Here is a 16,645-nt window from a genome sequence, read left to right on the forward strand (position 1 = left end):
CATGAGCGCCGTGCTGCAGGTGCGCCCGCTGGCGCTGGATCAGCCTGCCCAGGTCCGCGCCTGGGACCACTATGTGCGTGCGCAGCCGCAGGCCACGTTCTTCCACCTGAGTGGGTGGGCGCGCGTGGTGGAGCGCGTCTGGGGGCACCGCTGCACTTTGCTGGCGGCGTGGCGCGAAGGCCAGTTGGTCGGCGTGCTGCCGCTGGGCGAGATCGACAGCCTGCTGTTTGGTCACAGCCTGAGCTCCATGCCCTTTGCCGTCTACGGCGGCGCCGTGGGCGACGATGAGTTGGTCGTGCAGGCTCTGGAGGCAGCCGCCGATGCCCTGGCCCAGCGTCTGGGCGCTGACCATCTGGAGCTGCGCCATTTGCAGCCCCAGACGCGCCACCGTGACTCGCCGCAGCAGGATCTGTACGTCACGTTCCGCAAGGCGCTGAGCGCAGACCATGAGGCCAACCTGCTCGCCATTCCCCGCAAGCAGCGCGCCATGGTCCGCAAGGGCATCGCCAACGGATTGCGAGCCGAGATCGATGCCGACGCCGGCCGCTTCTTCGAGCTGTTTGCCGACAACGTGCACCGCCACGGCACGCCCGCGATGCCGCGAGCCTGGTTCGAGGGCCTGCTGCAGGAGTTCGGTCGGGATGCCGAGGTGCTGACGGTGCTGGCCCCCGATGGTCGGCCCGTTTCCAGCGTCCTCAGCTTCTACTTCCGCGACGAAGTGCTGCCCTACTACGCGGGCGACGACCTGGCGGCGCGCGAACTGGCGGCGAATGACTTCAAGTACTGGGCGCTGATGCAGCATGCCGTCGACCGCGGCGCGCGCCTGTTCGACTACGGCCGCAGCAAGCTGGGAACCGGCCCCTACAGCTTCAAGAAAAACTGGGGTTTCGAGCCGCAGGCACTGAGCTATGCGTTCCGCCTGTACCGGGGGCAGGACGGCGTGCCTCAGCAAAACCCCAACAACCCCAAGTACCAGGCCTTGATCCAGACCTGGCGACGCCTGCCGCGCGCCGTGGTCGACCGGCTCGGCCCCTGGGTGGTGCGCAGCCTCGGATGAAGATCCTCTACCTGGTCCATCGCCTGCCTTACCCACCCAACAAGGGGGACAAGGTACGCTCCTATCACCTGCTGCGTCATCTGGTGCAGCAAGGGCACCAGGTGCTGCTGGGCAGCTTCATCGATGACCCCGAAGACTGGCAGCACCTGCCCACCCTGCGCACGCTCTGCGCCGACCTCCATGTCGAGGGGCTGAGCCCGCGTTGGGCCAAGCTCATGAGTCTGAACGGCCTGATGCGCGGCGAAGCGCTGGGCCTACGCTACTACCGCAACCCCAAGTTGCAGCGGTGGGTGGATGCGCAGGTTCAGAGCGGCGTGGACGCGATCCTGGTGTTCTCCTCGACCATGGCGCAGTACGCGCTGCCGCACAACCGGCTGCCGCTGCTGGTGGACTTTGTCGACATGGACAGCGCCAAGTGGCGCGACTACGCGCCTCGCCACGCCTGGCCCCTTTCTTGGCTGTATGCCCGCGAGGGGCGCGAATTGCTGCGTTTCGAGCGTCTGGTGGCCGAGCGCGCACGCGCCAGCTATTTCGTCACAGATGCCGAATGCGCGCTGTTCCGTGCCGCGGCCCCCGAGTCGAACGAGCGGGTGCAAACCCTGTGCAACGGCGTCGATGCCGAGTTTTTCGACCCTGCGCTGGATTTGCCCAACCCCTACGGGCCTGACGAATTGCCGATCGTGTTCACTGGGGCAATGGACTACTGGCCGAATGTGGACGCCGTGCAGTGGTTTGTAGCGGAGATGCTGCCCCAGCTGCGGCAACGGCACGCGCGTCTGCGCTTCCATATCGTCGGCCGCGCTCCCTCTGCGGCGGTGCAGGCCTTGGCAGGAGAGGCAGTCCATGTCTCGGGCACCGTGCCCGACGTGCGGCCCTATCTGCGTCATGCCGCCGCGGTGGTGGCGCCCTTGCGGCTGGCGCGAGGCATCCAGAACAAGGTGCTGGAGGCCATGGCGATGGCGCAGCCCGTGGTCGCGGCGACCAGCTGTGTGGCCGCCATTGATGCGGTGGCGGGGCAGGAACTCGCGCCGGCCGAGCGGGCAGAGGACTATGTGGCCCAGTTGCTCGCGTGGCTGGACGCCCCGGGCCTGGCCGCCGAGGTGGGACGGGCGGCGCGTGAGCGGGTCTTGGCGCGCTATGCCTGGGGCGCGCAGCTGGCGCGGCTGGATCGCGAGTTGGAGGCCTTGGCATGACGACGTGGAAGCGCTCGATGTTGGAGTGGCTGGTGCTGGTCGGCTTGATGCTGGCCCTGTGGTTTCCGGCCGCGTCCGGCATGGCGGTGATCTGGTGGCGCAGCGACACCTACGCGCATGGATTGCTGGTGCTGCCGATCGCCGCCTGGCTGGTGTGGCGAGATCGCACCCGATGGATGGCCCTGACGCCGCGGCGCTGGGCCTGGGGCTTGCTGCCCCTGGCGGCTGCCGCCCTGCTGGCCCTGGCGGGCGAGCTGGCGCAAGTGGCCGCGGCCAGCCAGTTCGCCGTCGTGCTGGCCCTGCAGGGCCTGACCCTGCTCGTATTGGGCCCTGAGCTGGGGCGGGTGCTGGCCTTCCCGTTGGTCTTCCTGTTCTTCGGTGTACCGATCGGCGACTTTCTGCTGCCCTGGATGATGGGCTGGACCGCCGACTTCACGGTGGCAGCCTTGCGGCTGGTCGGCGTGCCGGTGTACCGCGAGGGGCTGCAGTTTGTCATCCCGTCGGGGCATTGGTCCGTGGTCGAAGCCTGCTCGGGGGTGCGCTACCTGATGGCCTCAATGATGGTGGGCACCCTGTTCGCCTATCTGAACTACGGGAGTCTGAGGAAGCGGCTGATCTTCATCGGGTTCGCGATCGTGGCACCGCTGCTGGCCAACTGGCTGCGCGCGTTCGGCATCGTGATGCTCGGGCATCTTTCGAACAACAAGTTGGCAACGGGTGTGGATCACCTGGTCTATGGCTGGGTGTTCTTCGGCCTCGTGATGGCGCTCATGTTTGTGGTTGGCGGGCGCTTTGTGGATCAGCAAGCTCCACGCCCAAACGCAGGTGGTTCTTCACGCGGCGTCGCCGGACTGCCTGTCGCGTGGGTTTCGCTGGGGCTTTTGATGTTGGCCTTGCCGCCCGCGCTGGCTCTGGCACTGCGGCATCCTGGGCCGCCGCTGAGCGAATCGCAGTGGGCCCTGCAGGTGCCAGGCTGGCGGGATGCCCCCGCCGCTGAGGACTGGCATCCGGCGATCGAGAACCCTCAAGCCCTGCTGCGGCGAGGCTTCGCTGCCGACGCAGGTGTGGTCTGGGTCGACCTGGCCTATTACCCGCGCCAGGCGTTCGGCTCCAAGGCGGTGAGTGGTGAAAACGTGCTGGTGCGGGCCGACGACAGGGAATGGCAGGTGCTGAACCGTGGCACGGAAGGCTGGCAAATGCGTCGCAGGGGCTCAGGCGAGGAGCAATTCCTGCTCCGGCGCCTGCATTGGGTGGATGGTCGCTTCATCGAGAGTCCCGCCGCGGCCAAGCTGGCCCATGCCTGGGCCTTGCTGAAGGGGCAGGGAGATGCTGCCGCGCTCGTGCTGATTCGTACGGCCGCGGATCCACAGGCTGCACAGCGTCTGGACGCCTTCTGGACGCAGGCGCAAGCCCCCTTGAATGCATGTCTGCAGACGACGGTCCGAGGCCCGCAGGTTCACAATGCCGGCCGCTGCCGGTAGCCCATGTTCTTGGGGCTCAGCCGGCCCATGTAATCAGCGCTTTGGAGCACAAGAATGACGACCCTGGCAGTGATCGGCCTTGGCTATGTAGGCCTGCCCTTGGTGGTGGAGTTCGGCAAGCAGATCCGCACCATCGGCTTTGACATCGCCCAGTCCAAGGTTGACGCCTGCCTGCGGGGCACCGACCCTTCGCGTGAGCTCAGCGACGAACAGATGGCGCTGGCCACTCATGCGGTCTACACCTCTGACGGCAAGCTGCTGGCCGAGGCCGACATCATCATCGTGGCGGTTCCCACCCCGGTGGATGAGGCGCACATTCCTGATTTCCGCCCTTTGATCGGCGCCAGCACCAGCGTGGGCCGGTACATGAAGAAGGGTGCCATCGTGGTGTACGAGAGCACCGTCTACCCGGGCGCGACCGAAGAGGTCTGCATTCCGGTGCTGGAAAAGGAGTCGGGCCTGAAGTGGAAGCAGGACTTCTTCGTCGGCTACTCACCCGAGCGCATCAACCCGGGCGACAAGGAGCACACGCTGACCAAGATCCTCAAGATCGTCAGCGGGGACACGCCGGAAACCTTGGACGCCGTGGCCAAGCTCTACGAGCGCATCGTCGAGCCCGGCGTGCACCGCGCCAGCAGCATCAAGGCGGCGGAAGCCGCCAAAGTGATCGAGAACACCCAGCGCGATCTGAACATCGCGCTGATGAACGAGCTGGCCATCATCTTCGACAAGATCGGCATCGACACCTCCGAGGTGCTGGAGGCTGCCGGCACGAAGTGGAACTTCCTCAAGTTCAAGCCGGGCCTGGTGGGTGGTCACTGCATCGGCGTGGATCCGTACTACCTGACCCACAAGGCCGAGATGCTGGGCTACCACCCTCAGGTCATCCTGGCCGGTCGTCGCATCAATGACGGCATGGCCAAGTTCATTGCCGAGCAGACCATCAAGCAGATGATCGCCGCCGGCAGCCATGTCAAGGGTGCGCGCGTCAACGTGCTGGGGCTGACCTTCAAGGAGAACTGCGGCGATCTGCGCAACTCCAAGGTCATCGACATCATCCGGGAACTGGAAAGCTACGGCGTGGATGTCTTCGTTGCCGACCCGCAGGCCGAGGCCGAGGAGGCCATGCACGAGTACGGTGTGCGTCTCACGCCCTGGGCGGAACTGCCCAAGGCCGACGCCGTCGTGGCAGCCGTCTCGCACCGCGAGTTCCTGTCCTTGGCGATCGACGAAATCGCGACCAAGTTGCTGCCCGAGGGTGTGTTCGTGGATGTGAAAGCCGCATTCGACGCCACCGCGTTGCGCGCGGCGGGGCTGCGCGTCTGGCGTCTGTGACGCGGGTGCAACTGCCACCGCAATCAGGGCCGGTTGGCCCTGATTTCGTTTTCGCGCATGGAGCCACGCGATGAAGCCGCTCGTGCTGCACCTGCTCTATCGCTTCGATACCGGGGGGCTGGAGAACGGCGTCGTCAATCTGATCAACCGCCTGGACGGCTACCGGCATGCGGTGCTGGCGATCGACCACTGCGCGCCAGCCTTTTGCGAGCGGGTGCAGCGTGCCGATACGGAGTTCATCAGCCTGAGGAAGCCGCCGGGTCAGACGGTGAAGCTGTTGCCGCGCGTCGTCCGTGAACTGCGGCGGCTGCAGCCTGCTGTGGTGCACAGCCGCAACCTGGCCGCCCTGGAGCTTCAACCCGCTGCTTGGTGGGCTCGAGTGCCTGTGCGCCTGCACGGTGAGCATGGTCGGGACACCGAAGATCTCCACGGCCTGTCGCGCCGCCATCAGTGGATGCGTCGTCTCAATCGGCCCTTCGTGCAGCATTGGGTGGCGCTGTCGGGTGAGTTGGAGAGCTACCTCAGCGAACGCGTGGGCGTTCCGCCGGAGCGCATCACGCGCATCTGCAATGGTGTGGATACCCAGCGCTTTCAGGCGCCGGGGCGGCGCCAGCCTATTGAAGGCTCTCCGTTCAACGACCCGGCCCTGTTCCTCTTCGGCACCGTCGGTCGCATGCAGCCGGTCAAGGCGCAGACCCTGATGGTGCAGGCCTTTATCAAGGCGCTGCAGTCCCAGCCGGCGCTGCGTGAACGGGCCCGCCTGGTGCTGATTGGCGATGGCCCCCTGCGGGCGCAATGCGCCGAATTGCTGCAAAGCGCCGATATGGCCCATCTGGCTTGGCTGCCGGGTGAGCGTCGCGACGTGCCGCAGTTGCTGCAGGGCATGGACGCCTTCGTGCTGCCTTCCTTGGGCGAGGGCATTTCCAACACCATCCTGGAGGCCATGGCCACAGGCTTGCCTGTACTGGCGGCTGCCGTGGGGGGGAACCCAGAACTGGTGCAGGCTGACCACACGGGGGCCTTGGTGCCGGCGGGCGATGTGGCAGCCTTCGCCGGCGTGATGGCGGCCTGGGCGCGCGAGCCGCAGACGGCTCAGGCGCTGGGCGTGGCGGCACGCCTCCGGGCCGAGCAGCAGTTCAGCCTGGGCACCATGGTCCAGACCTACGATGCGCTCTACGCGCGCGCGCTGAATCCGAGCAACTGAGAGACCTTATGTGCGGCATCACCGGACTCTTCGATACCCAGGGCCGACGCGAGGTGGATCGCGCGCGGCTGGCCCGCATGAACGACTCTCAGTGGCACCGCGGCCCAGACGAAGGCGCGCTCCACCTGGAGCCCGGGCTGGGCTTCGGCCACCGGCGTCTGTCCATCATCGACATTGCCACGGGCCAGCAGCCGATCTTTAATGACGACCAGAGCGTTGCGCTGGTCTTCAACGGAGAGATCTACAACTATTTGGAGCTGATGCAGCAGCTGCGCGGGCTGGGCTATCACTTCCGCACCAAGAGCGACAGCGAGACCATCGTGCGCGCCTGGGAGCATTGGGGTGAGGACTGCGTGCAGCACCTGCGCGGCATGTTCGCCTTCGTCATCCATGACAGGCGGCGTCAGGCGCTCTTCATGGCGCGCGATCGCATGGGCGTCAAACCCCTGCATTACGCGCTGCTGCCCGATGGCTGGCTGCTGTTTGGCTCCGAGCTCAAATCGGTGCTGGCGCACGGCGGCTTGAGCCGCGAGCTCGACCCGCTGGCCCTCGAAGAGTATTTCGCGCTCGGTTACACGGCCGAACCCCGTACCGCGTTCAAGGGTGCGAAGAAGCTCTCGCCCGGCCATTGCGTGCTGTGGAAGGTCGGCCAGGCCAGCGAGCCGCAATCCCGCCCCTACTGGGATGTCCGCTTCACGCTGGAAAGCAAGATCTCCCAAGCCGACGCCGAGGTCGAGCTGCGCGAGCGTCTGAACGAATCCGTCAAACTGCGCTTGCAGAGCGAGCGGACGCTGGGCGCCTTCCTGTCTGGCGGTGTCGATTCGAGCGCTGTGGTGGCCAGCATGGCCGGGCTGATGAACGAGCCGGTCAATACCTGCTCGATCGCCTTTGACGACCCGAAGTTCAACGAGAGCGAGTTTGCGCAACTGGTGGCCGATCGCTACAAGACCAACCACCGCGTCGAGATGGTCAAGAGCGATGACTTCGACCTCATCGACACCCTGGCGCGTCTTTATGACGAACCCTATGCCGACAGCTCGGCGATTCCGACCTACCGCGTCTGCCAGCTGGCGCGTCAGCATGTCACGGTGGCGCTCAGCGGCGACGGCGGCGACGAGACTTTTGGGGGCTATCGCCGCTACCGCTTGCACCTGATGGAGGAGCGCCTGCGGCAGGCCTTGCCCTACGGATTGCGCAAGCCCCTCTTCGGCACCCTGGGCCAGCTCTATCCCAAGATGGACTGGGCACCGCGCTTCCTGCGTGCCAAGACCACCTTCGAGGGGCTGGCGCGCAGCGCCGTGCAGGCCTACTTTCACTCGGTTTCCATCTTGCGCGGGCCGATGCGTGAGCAGCTCTTTTCTGCCAGCTTCAAGCGCGAACTGGCCGGCTACAACGCCTTCGAGGTGTTTGAGCGCCATGGCAGCGCCGCCGGGACGGAAGACCCGCTGGCCCTGATCCAGTACCTCGACTACAAGACCTATCTGGTGGGAGACATCAACACCAAGGTCGACCGCGCGTCGATGGCGCACTCGCTCGAAGTGCGTGAACCCTTGATGGACCACCCCCTCGTCGAGTGGCTGGCCACTCTGCCTTCCAGCCTCAAGATCCAGGGCCAGGAAGGCAAGTACATCTTCAAGAAAGCCATGGAACCCTGGCTACCGAACGAGGTGCTGTACCGCCCCAAGATGGGCTTTGCCGTGCCCCTGGCGCGCTGGTTCCGCGGCCCGCTGAAGCAGCGGGTTCGCCAGGCGATTCTGGGCGAACGTCTGGCTTCGACCGGCTGGTTCAATCGGGACTACCTGCTCCGCCTGGTGGAAGACCATCAATCCGGCAAGAGCGACTACAGCGCGCCGCTGTGGACCTTGCTGATGTTTGAGGCCTTCCTTCGCCAGGTGGTGGAAAGCGGAACTGATGGCCTGACACGCGAGTATCTGGCGCCAGGGCCTCGATGACGACGATGGTGAACGATCCTTTGGGCGCCAGGGCTCCCGCGGTGCAAACCGTGGCACGTGAGCGTCTTGACGATCTGCACCAGTTTCGCGGCTTGGCGATCCTGTTGATCCTGGCAACCCATTGCGTAAGCTTTTTTGACTGGGACCAGCATCCTCTGCAGGCCGAACTTGCGCGCCGGACCACTGCCAACACCACGCTGCTTTTCGTCTTTATCGGGGGCTATCTCTTTGATCACCTTAGCCGCGATCGATTTGATGCACGCGACTATTGGCTCAAGAAGCTTCGCTTTGTGGCTTTTCCGTATCTGGTGATCTCGACCCCGGCGCTGGGTATGGCCTTGAGTGGGCGGTTGCGGCCGGACTTTCCACAGGGCTTCTCTGATTGGCCACTCTGGCGACAGCTGGTCGAGATGCTGGGGACTGGTGTGCATTTGGTGCCGTTCTGGTTCATCCCGGGCATTCTGTTGCTCTACTTGGTTGCGCCCTTGATTCGTTGGGCCTTCCAGGACCGGCGCGCGTTTGTCGTGATGCCGCTGCTGCTAGTGCTGAGTCTGGTTATTGACCGTGGCACTTTCCAGCCTTGGAAGGCGGCGCTGCACTTCATGCCGATCTGGGTTCTGGGCATGGCGGCCTGCCGGTTTCGTGCCCAGGTGTGCAGTTGGCTGGCATGGAGCTGGCCGCTGTTTTGGCTGGCTGCCGCAGTGGCCATGCTGGCGGAACTTGCCTGGATGCCCGGTACACACAGCCCGCTCAGCACTTTGGGAAAGCTCATGCTCGCCTTTGCCTTGCTGCACTTGGTCGGGCAATTCAAGGGCGCGCCTGCCCACCTGCTGGAATTGCTAGGGGACGTCAGCTTTGGCTTGTTCTTCGTGCATTCTTATGTCATTACAGCCGGCAAGCTGGCCTGGGCTCGATTTGTAGGGGCGCCCCCGCAAGGGAATGGCCTGCTACTGTTGCTGGCAATTGGCCTCTTCACTCTGTTCTCCTATGTTCTGGTCCATGCGTTGATTCGCTTGGTTGGCCGAAATCGCAGCCGCATGATTGTTGGAGTCTGAGCGACGCATGAATACCCCACGTATCCTCCACGTTCTTGACCATTCCATTCCCCTGCACAGCGGTTACACCTTCCGCAGCCTGGCTTTGCTTAGAGGTCAGCGGGCGCTGGGTTTCGAGACCTTCCACCTCACCAGCCCCAAGCACGAGGCCGGCCTGAAAGGGCAGGGCGATGGAGTACTGGAGCAGGATGTGGATGGCTGGCACTTCTTCCGCACGCCCGAGCAGACGCGCTCGGTCCTGCCGGGCCTGGCAGAGGTGCAGCTGATGCGCAGCCTGGAGGCGCGCATCGAACAGGTGGCGCGCCAAGTGCGTGCCACCGTATTGCACGCCCATTCGCCGGTGCTGAATGCCCTGCCGACGCTCAGAGTCGGCCGCCGCCTGGGGCTGCCAGTGGTCTACGAGGTGCGCGCCTTCTGGGAAGACGCGGCGGTGGATCATGGCTCCACCCGAGAAGGTAGCCTGCGCTACCGCCTGACGCGCCAAATGGAAACCCGTGCCCTGAAAAAGGCCAACCATGTGTTCACCATCTGTGAGGGCCTGCGCAACGACATCGTGGCGCGCGGCGTACCCGCCAGCAAGGTCACCGTAATCCCCAACGCGGTCGACATCGGTGCCTTCGAGCCCGGCGGAGTGGCGGATGAAGCGCTCAAGGGCAAGCTGGGCCTGAGCGGTTGCACGGTGCTCGGCTTCATCGGCTCCTTCTATGCCTATGAAGGCCTGGACCTGTTGGTGGCTGCCCTGCCGACGCTCCGCCAGCTCCAGCCGCAACTGCGCCTTCTGCTGGTGGGCGGTGGCCCGCAAGAGGCCGCGCTCAAGGCTCAAGCCCAGGCACTGGGTGTGACCGACGCAGTGGTCTTCACCGGTCGCGTGCCCCATTCCGAAGTAGGCCGCTACTACGACCTGGTGGACCTGCTCTGCTACCCGCGTCATTCGATGCGTCTGACCGAACTCGTCACGCCGCTCAAGCCCTTGGAGGCCATGGCGCAAGGCCGGGTGTTGCTGGCATCCGATGTGGGCGGGCACCGTGAACTGATCCGCGACGGCCAAACCGGCTATCTGTTCAAGGCCGACGATGTGAACGCGTTGGTGCAGCGTGTGAGCACCGCCCTGGACGAGCGCGCAGCCTGGCCCCAACTGCGGGAGCAGGGCCGCAATTTCGTTGAGACGGAACGCAACTGGACCGTCAGCACCCTTCGCTACGCCGAGCCATACGCGCAGTTGCGCGCCTGATGCAAACGCCACCATGAAAGTCACTGTCTTCGGTTCCGGCTATGTGGGTCTTGTCACCGGCGCCTGCCTGGCGCAGATGGGCAACCACGTGGTCTGTGTGGATGTGGACGCGCGCAAGATCGAGCGCCTGCAGCAAGGGGACATCCCGATCCACGAGCCTGGCTTGGACGGCTTGGTCAAGGCCAATGCAGCGGCCGGGCGCCTGCAGTTCACCACCGACGCCGCTGCGGCGGTGGCGCATGGCACCTTGATCTTCATCGGCGTGGGCACCCCGCCGGACGAAGACGGATCGGCCGACATGCGCTATGTGCTGGCGGCGGCGCGCACCATTGCCCAGCACATGAGCGACTACAAGGTCATCGTGGACAAGAGCACCGTGCCGGTGGGCACCGCCGACAGCGTGCGCTCCGAAGTGGCTGCCACCTTGCAGGCGCGCGACGTGGAACTGCCGTTTGCGGTGGTCAGCAACCCCGAGTTCCTCAAGGAAGGCGCGGCGATTGAGGATTTCATGAAACCCGATCGCATCATCATCGGGGCCGACGACGAGCAGGCCGTTCTGCTGATGCGTGCGCTATACGCCCCCTTCAACCGCAATTCCGACCGCGTACTGGTGATGGATGCCCGCAGCGCCGAACTGACCAAGTACGCTGCCAATGCCATGCTGGCCACCCGTATCAGCTTCATGAACGAGTTGGCCCGGCTGGCCGAGCGGGTGGGGGCGGACATCGAGAAAGTGCGTCGAGGCATTGGCAGCGATCCGCGCATCGGCACCAGCTTCTTGTACGCCGGCGTCGGCTATGGCGGTTCCTGTTTCCCAAAAGACGTGAAGGCCCTGATCCACGACGCTACGCGCCAGGGCGTGGAGTTGGGCGTGCTGCGGGCTGTGCAGGCCGCCAATGACAGCCAGAAGGGCTTGCTGGTGGACAAGCTGGTGGCGCGTCTGGGCGGCGAACTGGCCGGCAAGAAGATCGCGCTCTGGGGCCTGGCCTTTAAGCCCAATACCGACGACATGCGCGAGGCGCCGAGCCTGGTGTTGATTGAGCGCCTGTTGACCCTGGGCATAAAGGTGCGCGCCTACGACCCGGTGGCCATGTCAGAGGCCGCTCGTCTATTGCAGGGGCGCGCAGGCGTCGAGCTGTTGCCGCAGGCCATGGACGTGCTGGACGGCAGCGAGGCCTTGCTGATCGTGACCGAGTGGAACGAGTTCCGCACGCCCGATTTCGAGGCCATCCGCTCACGACTGCGCCAGCCCCTCGTGTTCGATGGCCGCAACCTCTACGAGCCGGCCTTGATGAAGGCCTTCGGCATCGAGTACCACTCGGTCGGTCGCGCCAGCGTCTGATGCTGCGGGTTCTGACATTCTCCAGTTTGTTCCCGAGCAGCGCGCGACCGGGACATGGCATCTTTGTCGAGACACGGCTGCGCGAGTTGTTGAAGACTGGCGCGGTGGACGCCCGCGTGGTGGCTCCGGTGCCCTGGTTCCCCTCGCAGCACCCGCGCTGGGGCAGCTACGCCAAGATGGCGACCACGCCGCATCGCGAGCGCCGCAACGATCTGGATGTGCTGCATCCGCGCTACCTGCTGGCGCCCAAGATCGGCATGCTCAGCGCTCCCTGGAGCCTGGCCCTGGCGGCGCGGCCCGCGCTGCAGCGCCTGCGTCAGGAGGGCTTTGACTTCGATCTCATCGACGCCCATTACTTCTACCCCGATGGCGTGGCGGCCGCCCTGCTGGCGCGCTGGTTCAAACGCCCCCTGATGATCACCGCGCGAGGGTCCGACCTGAGCTTCATCCCTCAGTACCGCCTGCCTCGGCGCTGGATGCAGCAGGCGGCCACCCAGGCCGGCGCCTGCGTTGGCGTCTGCAACGCCTTGGTGGATGTGCTGCGCGAGTGGGGCTTGCCCGAGCACAAGCTCAGCGTCATTCCCAATGGTGTGGACCTGCAGCGCTTCCGTCGCATTCCGCGCGGTCAGGCGCGCCAGCAACTCGGGCTGCCCGCCACTGCTCCGCTCTTTCTTTGTGTAGGCAATCTGGTGGAATTGAAGGGGCATCGATTTGTGATCGAAGCTTTGGCCCGTTTGCGCCGTCAATACCCGGACGCCGAACTGCTACTGGTGGGCGAAGGGCCGCTGCGCGAAGAGTTGCAGCGCCAGGCCCTGAGCCTGGGTTTGAGCGGCGCGGTTCGCTTTGTGGGCCGGGTGCCCAACGAACAGCTCTACGCCTGGTACAGCGCGGCCAACGCGTTGGTGCTGGCTTCCAGCCGCGAAGGTTGGGCCAATGTGTTGCTCGAAAGCATGGCCTGCGGCACCCCCGTCATCGCCACCCGCATCTGGGGCACCCCAGAAGTGGTGCAGCCCGACAGCGGCGGCCTTTTGGTCGATCGCAGTGCCGGTGCGATCGAGGCGGCAATGCACCAGTTTCTAGAGGCACCGTCGAGTACCGCACAGGTGCGCGCGTATGCGGAGCGCTTTGGCTGGGAACCCAGCTCACAGGCGCAACTGGCACTGATGCGAGGCCTCCTGGCGCCTGCGTCTGCAACCGAGTCGAAGAAAGGGTCCACGGGGAAGCGCGATGCGTGATCTGCTGATCCTTTCCATCATCTTTGGCGGCGCGCTCTATGCGCTCAAGCGGCCTTGGATCGGGGTGCTGCTCTGGACCTGGGTCAGCATCATGAACCCGCACAAGGAGTTCGCCCACTCAGCGGCACACCAGCCTGTGGCCCTGGCGATCGCCGTCTGCACCCTGCTGGGCTTCTTGGCCACCAAGGAGCGACAGAACCCCTTGCAGAGCAGTCCGGCCCGCTGGCTGGCGGTGTTCGTGCTGTGGACATGCATCACCCTGCCGGCTTCGCTCTACTTCGACAAAAGCCTGCCGCTCTGGGAACGTTCGATCAAGATCTACTTCATGGTCTTTGTGACCCTGGCTCTCTTGATGGATCGACGCCAGTTGCAGGCCTTTGTTTACGTCGTGGTGCTGTCGCTGACCTTCTATGGGATCAAAGGTGGGCTCTTCACGGCGGCCAGCGGCGGTGCCTTCCGAGTCTGGGGACCGCCTGACTCCTTCATCGAAGGCAACAACGAGATTGCCTTGGCCCTGATCATGACGATCCCGCTGATGCGCTACTTGCAGCTCACCACACCGCGGCGCTGGGAGCACTGGGCCTGGCACGGTGCCATGGCCCTGACGGCGCTGACCGTCCTGGGTACGCATTCACGCGGCGCTTTGCTTGGTATTACAGCTATGTTCCTGTTCCTGTGGTGGCGCAGTGAGCGTAAGGGCTTGGGTCTCATCGCATTGGTCGCACTGGGTGCGATTGGCCTGAACTTCATGCCCGAGCACTGGTGGGAGCGCATGAACACGATTCAGACATACGACCAGGATGCGTCGGCGCTGGGCCGCATCAACGCCTGGATCATGGCCTTCAATCTCGCAAATGACCGACCCTTTGGCGGGGGCTTCATGATCTATTACGCTGAGGTCTTCCAGCGCTACTCACCCGAGCCCGAGCGTGTCCATGCCGCGCACAGCATCTACTTCCAGGTGCTGGGCGAGCATGGGTGGGTGGGGCTGTTGCTATTCCTGGGCTTGGGCGCCTCCACTTGGCTTTGCGCGGGACGCCTCATCAAGAACGGCCGCGCCCAGCCCGAACTGGCCTGGGCCCGTCATCTGGGCGCCATGATTCAGGTCAGCATGGTCGGCTATGCCGTTGGCGGCGCCTTTCTCAGCTTGGCGTACTTCGACCTGCCTTACAACATGATGATCATGGCCGTGCTGGCCGCGCAGTTGCTGGCCCGCCCATTGCCACCACCGGCTCTGGTGGCGGCGCTCAACACCACGCCCTTGGCGCCACGCGCCTGAACATGCTTGCTCCTCTAATTGGAATGCTCAGCCCGACCGGCGCCCGTGCGCGCCTGTCCATCCTGCTGTTTCATCGCGTGCAGGCCGAATTGGACCCGCTCTTTCCTAGTGAACGCCCAGCAGCTGCATTCGATGCGCTGTGTGGTGATCTGAAGCGCTGGTTCCGTGTGCTGCCGTTGGACGAAGCCTTGAGCTTGCAGCGCGAGGGGCGCCTGCCGGCGCGCGCGGCCGCCATCACCTTTGACGACGGCTATCGTGACAACCACGACGTCGCCTTGCCCATCTTGCGCCGCCATGGGCTGCATGCCAGCTTCTTCGTCGCTACCGGCTTCCTCGACGGGGGGCGTATGTGGAACGACACCGTCGTCGAGGTGCTGCGCCGCCACCCCGGCCCTGGGCTGGATCTGGCGGGAACGACGCTTGCCGCCCTTGGCCCGCTGAATCTCTCCGATTGGCCTGCGCGCCGCCAAGCACTTGGCCGTCTGCTGGAGCACATCAAGTACCTTGACTTTGATGCCCGTCAGCAGGCAGTGGATGCGCTCGCCGCCGCCAGCGGCCTGAGCCTGCCAACTGACCTGATGATGGACAGCAAGCAGGTGCTGGCCCTCCACCGTGCTGGCATGGAAATTGGCGGGCATACGGTGCAGCACCCCATCCTGGCCTGCCTGCCAGCCGCTCAGGCCGAGCACGAAATCGCCCGAGGCAAGCAGCAACTCGAAAGCCTGCTCGGTGCGCCGGTGCGGCTGTTCGCCTACCCGAATGGCCGGCCAGGGAAGGACTATCGGATCGAGCATGCCCGGATGGTGCAAGCCGCCGGGTTTGGCGCTGCGGTGACCACTGCCGCCGGTGCCGCGCGCGCCGAAGACGACCCCTACCAGATCCCCCGGTTCACGCCCTGGGATGCTCAGAACTGGCGCTTTGGCCTCCGCCTGGCCCAAAACCTCAGGCGGACTGGCGCTCGCGCGTGAGTCGAGATCAGGCCGAGGTGCGAAGGAACAGGACGTTGCCGTAGTAGTTGTTCGCCAGCACGATGCCGCCCAGTTCGGGCGCGTACTGTGCTGCGTTGTGCAAGCCATTCGGGCGGGCAGCCGGTTCAGAGGCCAGATTGGGTATGGCACTCACGGACCAGGTCTCCGGATGCACCATCAGCACACGGATGCGACCACTGCTGTTGAACAGCACCAGAAAGCGATCCAACGCCTCGTCATACACCACCCCGGGATAGCCGTTCAGGGTCAGCGCCGAAGCGCCGAGGCCACCGAACACCACCGCCTGCGTTTGGCCGTTCAGATCGATGACGCTCGGCGCTACCACCGAATAGCTGCCCACCGTCAGGATACGGTTGCGCAGCGGGTCAATTGCTGCGCCGCAGAACCATGGACTGCGGGAGACGTTGGAGCGCCGGACCCAGCGGTTCTCGGCTGCCAGCCATTGGTAGAAGCCGTCACCGCTGTTGCGGCTGTAGAAGATGTCGTCGGTGTGCGGGTGCTTGACGCAAAAACATGCGGTGGGAATACCGCCTTTGCCAGGGAAGTGCGCGATGTGCTCGGGGCTGTCCCAAACCCGACGGACCAAGTCGAAGCTATAGCTGCGAAGCGTGCCCTTGTAGGCATAGCCAGCTGGCGCCGGTGGGAAGCCACTGAACACTCCCTGGCTGCCGACCACCACCAGCCGCTCCTGAGACTCGATGCAGTGCGAGGCGTAGTAGGTGTGTGTGGCGGAAGGGCGGTCGTCCAAGTAGAACTGGACATCGTCCAACACCACGCTGGCCGGTGACGGCGCGATCAGCTCGGCCCAGCGCGGCGCGCCCACGCTCAAGTCGAGCGCGTTGACCTCATTGCCGGCGTAGTCCGCATGCCCGCCGGCGGCGCCGATCAGGTACAGGCTGCCACGGCGGCGCATCGCCGCGCCGCACCAAGCGTCGATCTTTGATCGTGGCCCGGTGGAACCCAATGGGCGCGGGCTAGGCTCCACGCTCGCCAATGCCGTTCCCGGGATCTCGCTCCACTGCCATAGCGGTAGCTGCGCCGCCCACGCCGGCAGGGGCGGACGTGGTGGCGGAGGAGGCGGTGGCGGAGGGGGCGGAGGAGGCGGTGGCGGAGGGGGCGGAGGAGGCGGTGGCGGAGGGGGCGGAGGAGGCGGAGGAGGCAGTGGCGGAGGAGGCGGAGGAGGCGGTGGCGGTGCCGGTGGCGGAGGAGGAGACGGCTGAGGAGCAGGCGGCACTGGTACCTCTGCGCTGCCCGAGCCGCCCCCGCCGCAGCCAGCCAACGCACCGCCGGCG

The 16,645-nt window shown here is 65.2% G+C and carries 13 protein-coding genes; 12 read left to right on the top strand and 1 reads right to left on the bottom strand.

Features of this window, described 5'->3' with window-relative positions; genetic code table 11:
• Window position 1: 1 nt before the first annotated feature.
• The 12 genes from ACE3QP_RS05210 to ACE3QP_RS05265 all read left to right on the top strand — a co-directional run bounded on the left by ACE3QP_RS05210 (window position 2) and on the right by ACE3QP_RS05265 (window position 15,332).
• The gene (locus ACE3QP_RS05210) at window positions 2–1,057 is read left to right on the top strand and encodes a FemAB family XrtA/PEP-CTERM system-associated protein (RefSeq protein ID WP_374434122.1); all 1,056 of its coding nucleotides are present in this window, start codon (window positions 2–4) and stop codon (window positions 1,055–1,057) included.
• Complete coding sequence (locus ACE3QP_RS05215) at window positions 1,054–2,250, top strand: TIGR03087 family PEP-CTERM/XrtA system glycosyltransferase (RefSeq protein WP_374434124.1); 1,197 nt, start codon at window positions 1,054–1,056, stop codon at window positions 2,248–2,250. The genes ACE3QP_RS05210 and ACE3QP_RS05215 overlap by 4 nt, the downstream gene beginning before the upstream one ends.
• Entirely contained in the window at window positions 2,247–3,731 is a 1,485-nt protein-coding gene (gene xrtA / locus ACE3QP_RS05220; protein WP_374434126.1) for an exosortase A, read from the top strand. Before ACE3QP_RS05215 ends, xrtA begins: the two co-directional genes overlap by 4 nt.
• Before the next feature lie 54 nt (window positions 3,732–3,785).
• Entirely contained in the window at window positions 3,786–5,066 is a 1,281-nt protein-coding gene (locus ACE3QP_RS05225) for a nucleotide sugar dehydrogenase (RefSeq protein ID WP_374434128.1), read from the top strand.
• Window positions 5,067–5,136: 70 nt separating this feature from the next.
• Window positions 5,137–6,270 carry a TIGR03088 family PEP-CTERM/XrtA system glycosyltransferase gene (locus ACE3QP_RS05230; protein ID WP_374434130.1) on the top strand — a complete coding sequence of 378 codons (1,134 nt, stop codon included), beginning with the start codon at window positions 5,137–5,139 and terminating at the stop codon, window positions 6,268–6,270.
• A gap of 8 nt (window positions 6,271–6,278) precedes the next feature.
• Window positions 6,279–8,222 carry an XrtA/PEP-CTERM system amidotransferase gene (locus ACE3QP_RS05235; protein WP_374434132.1) on the top strand — a complete coding sequence of 648 codons (1,944 nt, stop codon included), beginning with the start codon at window positions 6,279–6,281 and terminating at the stop codon, window positions 8,220–8,222.
• Window positions 8,219–9,277, top strand: a complete 1,059-nt coding sequence (locus ACE3QP_RS05240; RefSeq protein ID WP_374434134.1) for an acyltransferase family protein — start codon at window positions 8,219–8,221, stop codon at window positions 9,275–9,277. The genes ACE3QP_RS05235 and ACE3QP_RS05240 overlap by 4 nt, the downstream gene beginning before the upstream one ends.
• 7 nt (window positions 9,278–9,284) lie before the next feature.
• Window positions 9,285–10,508 carry a TIGR04063 family PEP-CTERM/XrtA system glycosyltransferase gene (locus ACE3QP_RS05245; protein WP_374434136.1) on the top strand — a complete coding sequence of 408 codons (1,224 nt, stop codon included), beginning with the start codon at window positions 9,285–9,287 and terminating at the stop codon, window positions 10,506–10,508.
• A gap of 13 nt (window positions 10,509–10,521) precedes the next feature.
• Window positions 10,522–11,850, top strand: a complete 1,329-nt coding sequence (locus ACE3QP_RS05250; protein WP_374434138.1) for a UDP-glucose/GDP-mannose dehydrogenase family protein — start codon at window positions 10,522–10,524, stop codon at window positions 11,848–11,850.
• 104 nt (window positions 11,851–11,954) lie between these two features.
• A complete protein-coding gene (locus ACE3QP_RS05255) occupies window positions 11,955–13,085 on the top strand; it encodes a glycosyltransferase family 4 protein (protein ID WP_374434140.1) in 1,131 nt (376 codons plus the stop codon).
• Window positions 13,078–14,364, top strand: a complete 1,287-nt coding sequence (locus ACE3QP_RS05260) for a putative O-glycosylation ligase, exosortase A system-associated (protein WP_374434141.1) — start codon at window positions 13,078–13,080, stop codon at window positions 14,362–14,364. Before ACE3QP_RS05255 ends, ACE3QP_RS05260 begins: the two co-directional genes overlap by 8 nt.
• A 188-nt stretch (window positions 14,365–14,552) precedes the next feature.
• Entirely contained in the window at window positions 14,553–15,332 is a 780-nt protein-coding gene (locus ACE3QP_RS05265) for a polysaccharide deacetylase family protein (protein ID WP_374434143.1), read from the top strand.
• Window positions 15,333–15,339: 7 nt separating this feature from the next.
• Here the strand turns inward: ACE3QP_RS05265 and ACE3QP_RS05270 are convergent, their stop codons facing one another.
• Window positions 15,340–16,266, bottom strand: coding sequence for a hypothetical protein (locus tag ACE3QP_RS05270; protein ID WP_374434145.1), 927 nt, complete (start codon window positions 16,264–16,266; stop codon window positions 15,340–15,342).
• Between the last annotated feature and the right edge of the window lie 379 nt (window positions 16,267–16,645).

This window comes from Inhella sp. (genome assembly GCF_041912635.1).
Classification (GTDB): Bacteria; Pseudomonadota; Gammaproteobacteria; order Burkholderiales; family Burkholderiaceae_C; genus Inhella.

Coding starts and splice junctions, on each gene's coding strand:
- ACE3QP_RS05210 (WP_374434122.1), top strand. CDS start 2: ATGAGCGCCGTGCTGCAGGTGCGCCCGCTGGCGCTGGATCAGCCTGCC.
- ACE3QP_RS05215 (WP_374434124.1), top strand. CDS start 1,054: ATGAAGATCCTCTACCTGGTCCATCGCCTGCCTTACCCACCCAACAAG.
- xrtA (WP_374434126.1), top strand. CDS start 2,247: ATGACGACGTGGAAGCGCTCGATGTTGGAGTGGCTGGTGCTGGTCGGC.
- ACE3QP_RS05225 (WP_374434128.1), top strand. CDS start 3,786: ATGACGACCCTGGCAGTGATCGGCCTTGGCTATGTAGGCCTGCCCTTG.
- ACE3QP_RS05230 (WP_374434130.1), top strand. CDS start 5,137: ATGAAGCCGCTCGTGCTGCACCTGCTCTATCGCTTCGATACCGGGGGG.
- ACE3QP_RS05235 (WP_374434132.1), top strand. CDS start 6,279: ATGTGCGGCATCACCGGACTCTTCGATACCCAGGGCCGACGCGAGGTG.
- ACE3QP_RS05240 (WP_374434134.1), top strand. CDS start 8,219: ATGACGACGATGGTGAACGATCCTTTGGGCGCCAGGGCTCCCGCGGTG.
- ACE3QP_RS05245 (WP_374434136.1), top strand. CDS start 9,285: ATGAATACCCCACGTATCCTCCACGTTCTTGACCATTCCATTCCCCTG.
- ACE3QP_RS05250 (WP_374434138.1), top strand. CDS start 10,522: ATGAAAGTCACTGTCTTCGGTTCCGGCTATGTGGGTCTTGTCACCGGC.
- ACE3QP_RS05260 (WP_374434141.1), top strand. CDS start 13,078: ATGCGTGATCTGCTGATCCTTTCCATCATCTTTGGCGGCGCGCTCTAT.
- ACE3QP_RS05270 (WP_374434145.1), bottom strand. CDS start 16,266: ATGCGCCGCCGTGGCAGCCTGTACCTGATCGGCGCCGCCGGCGGGCAT.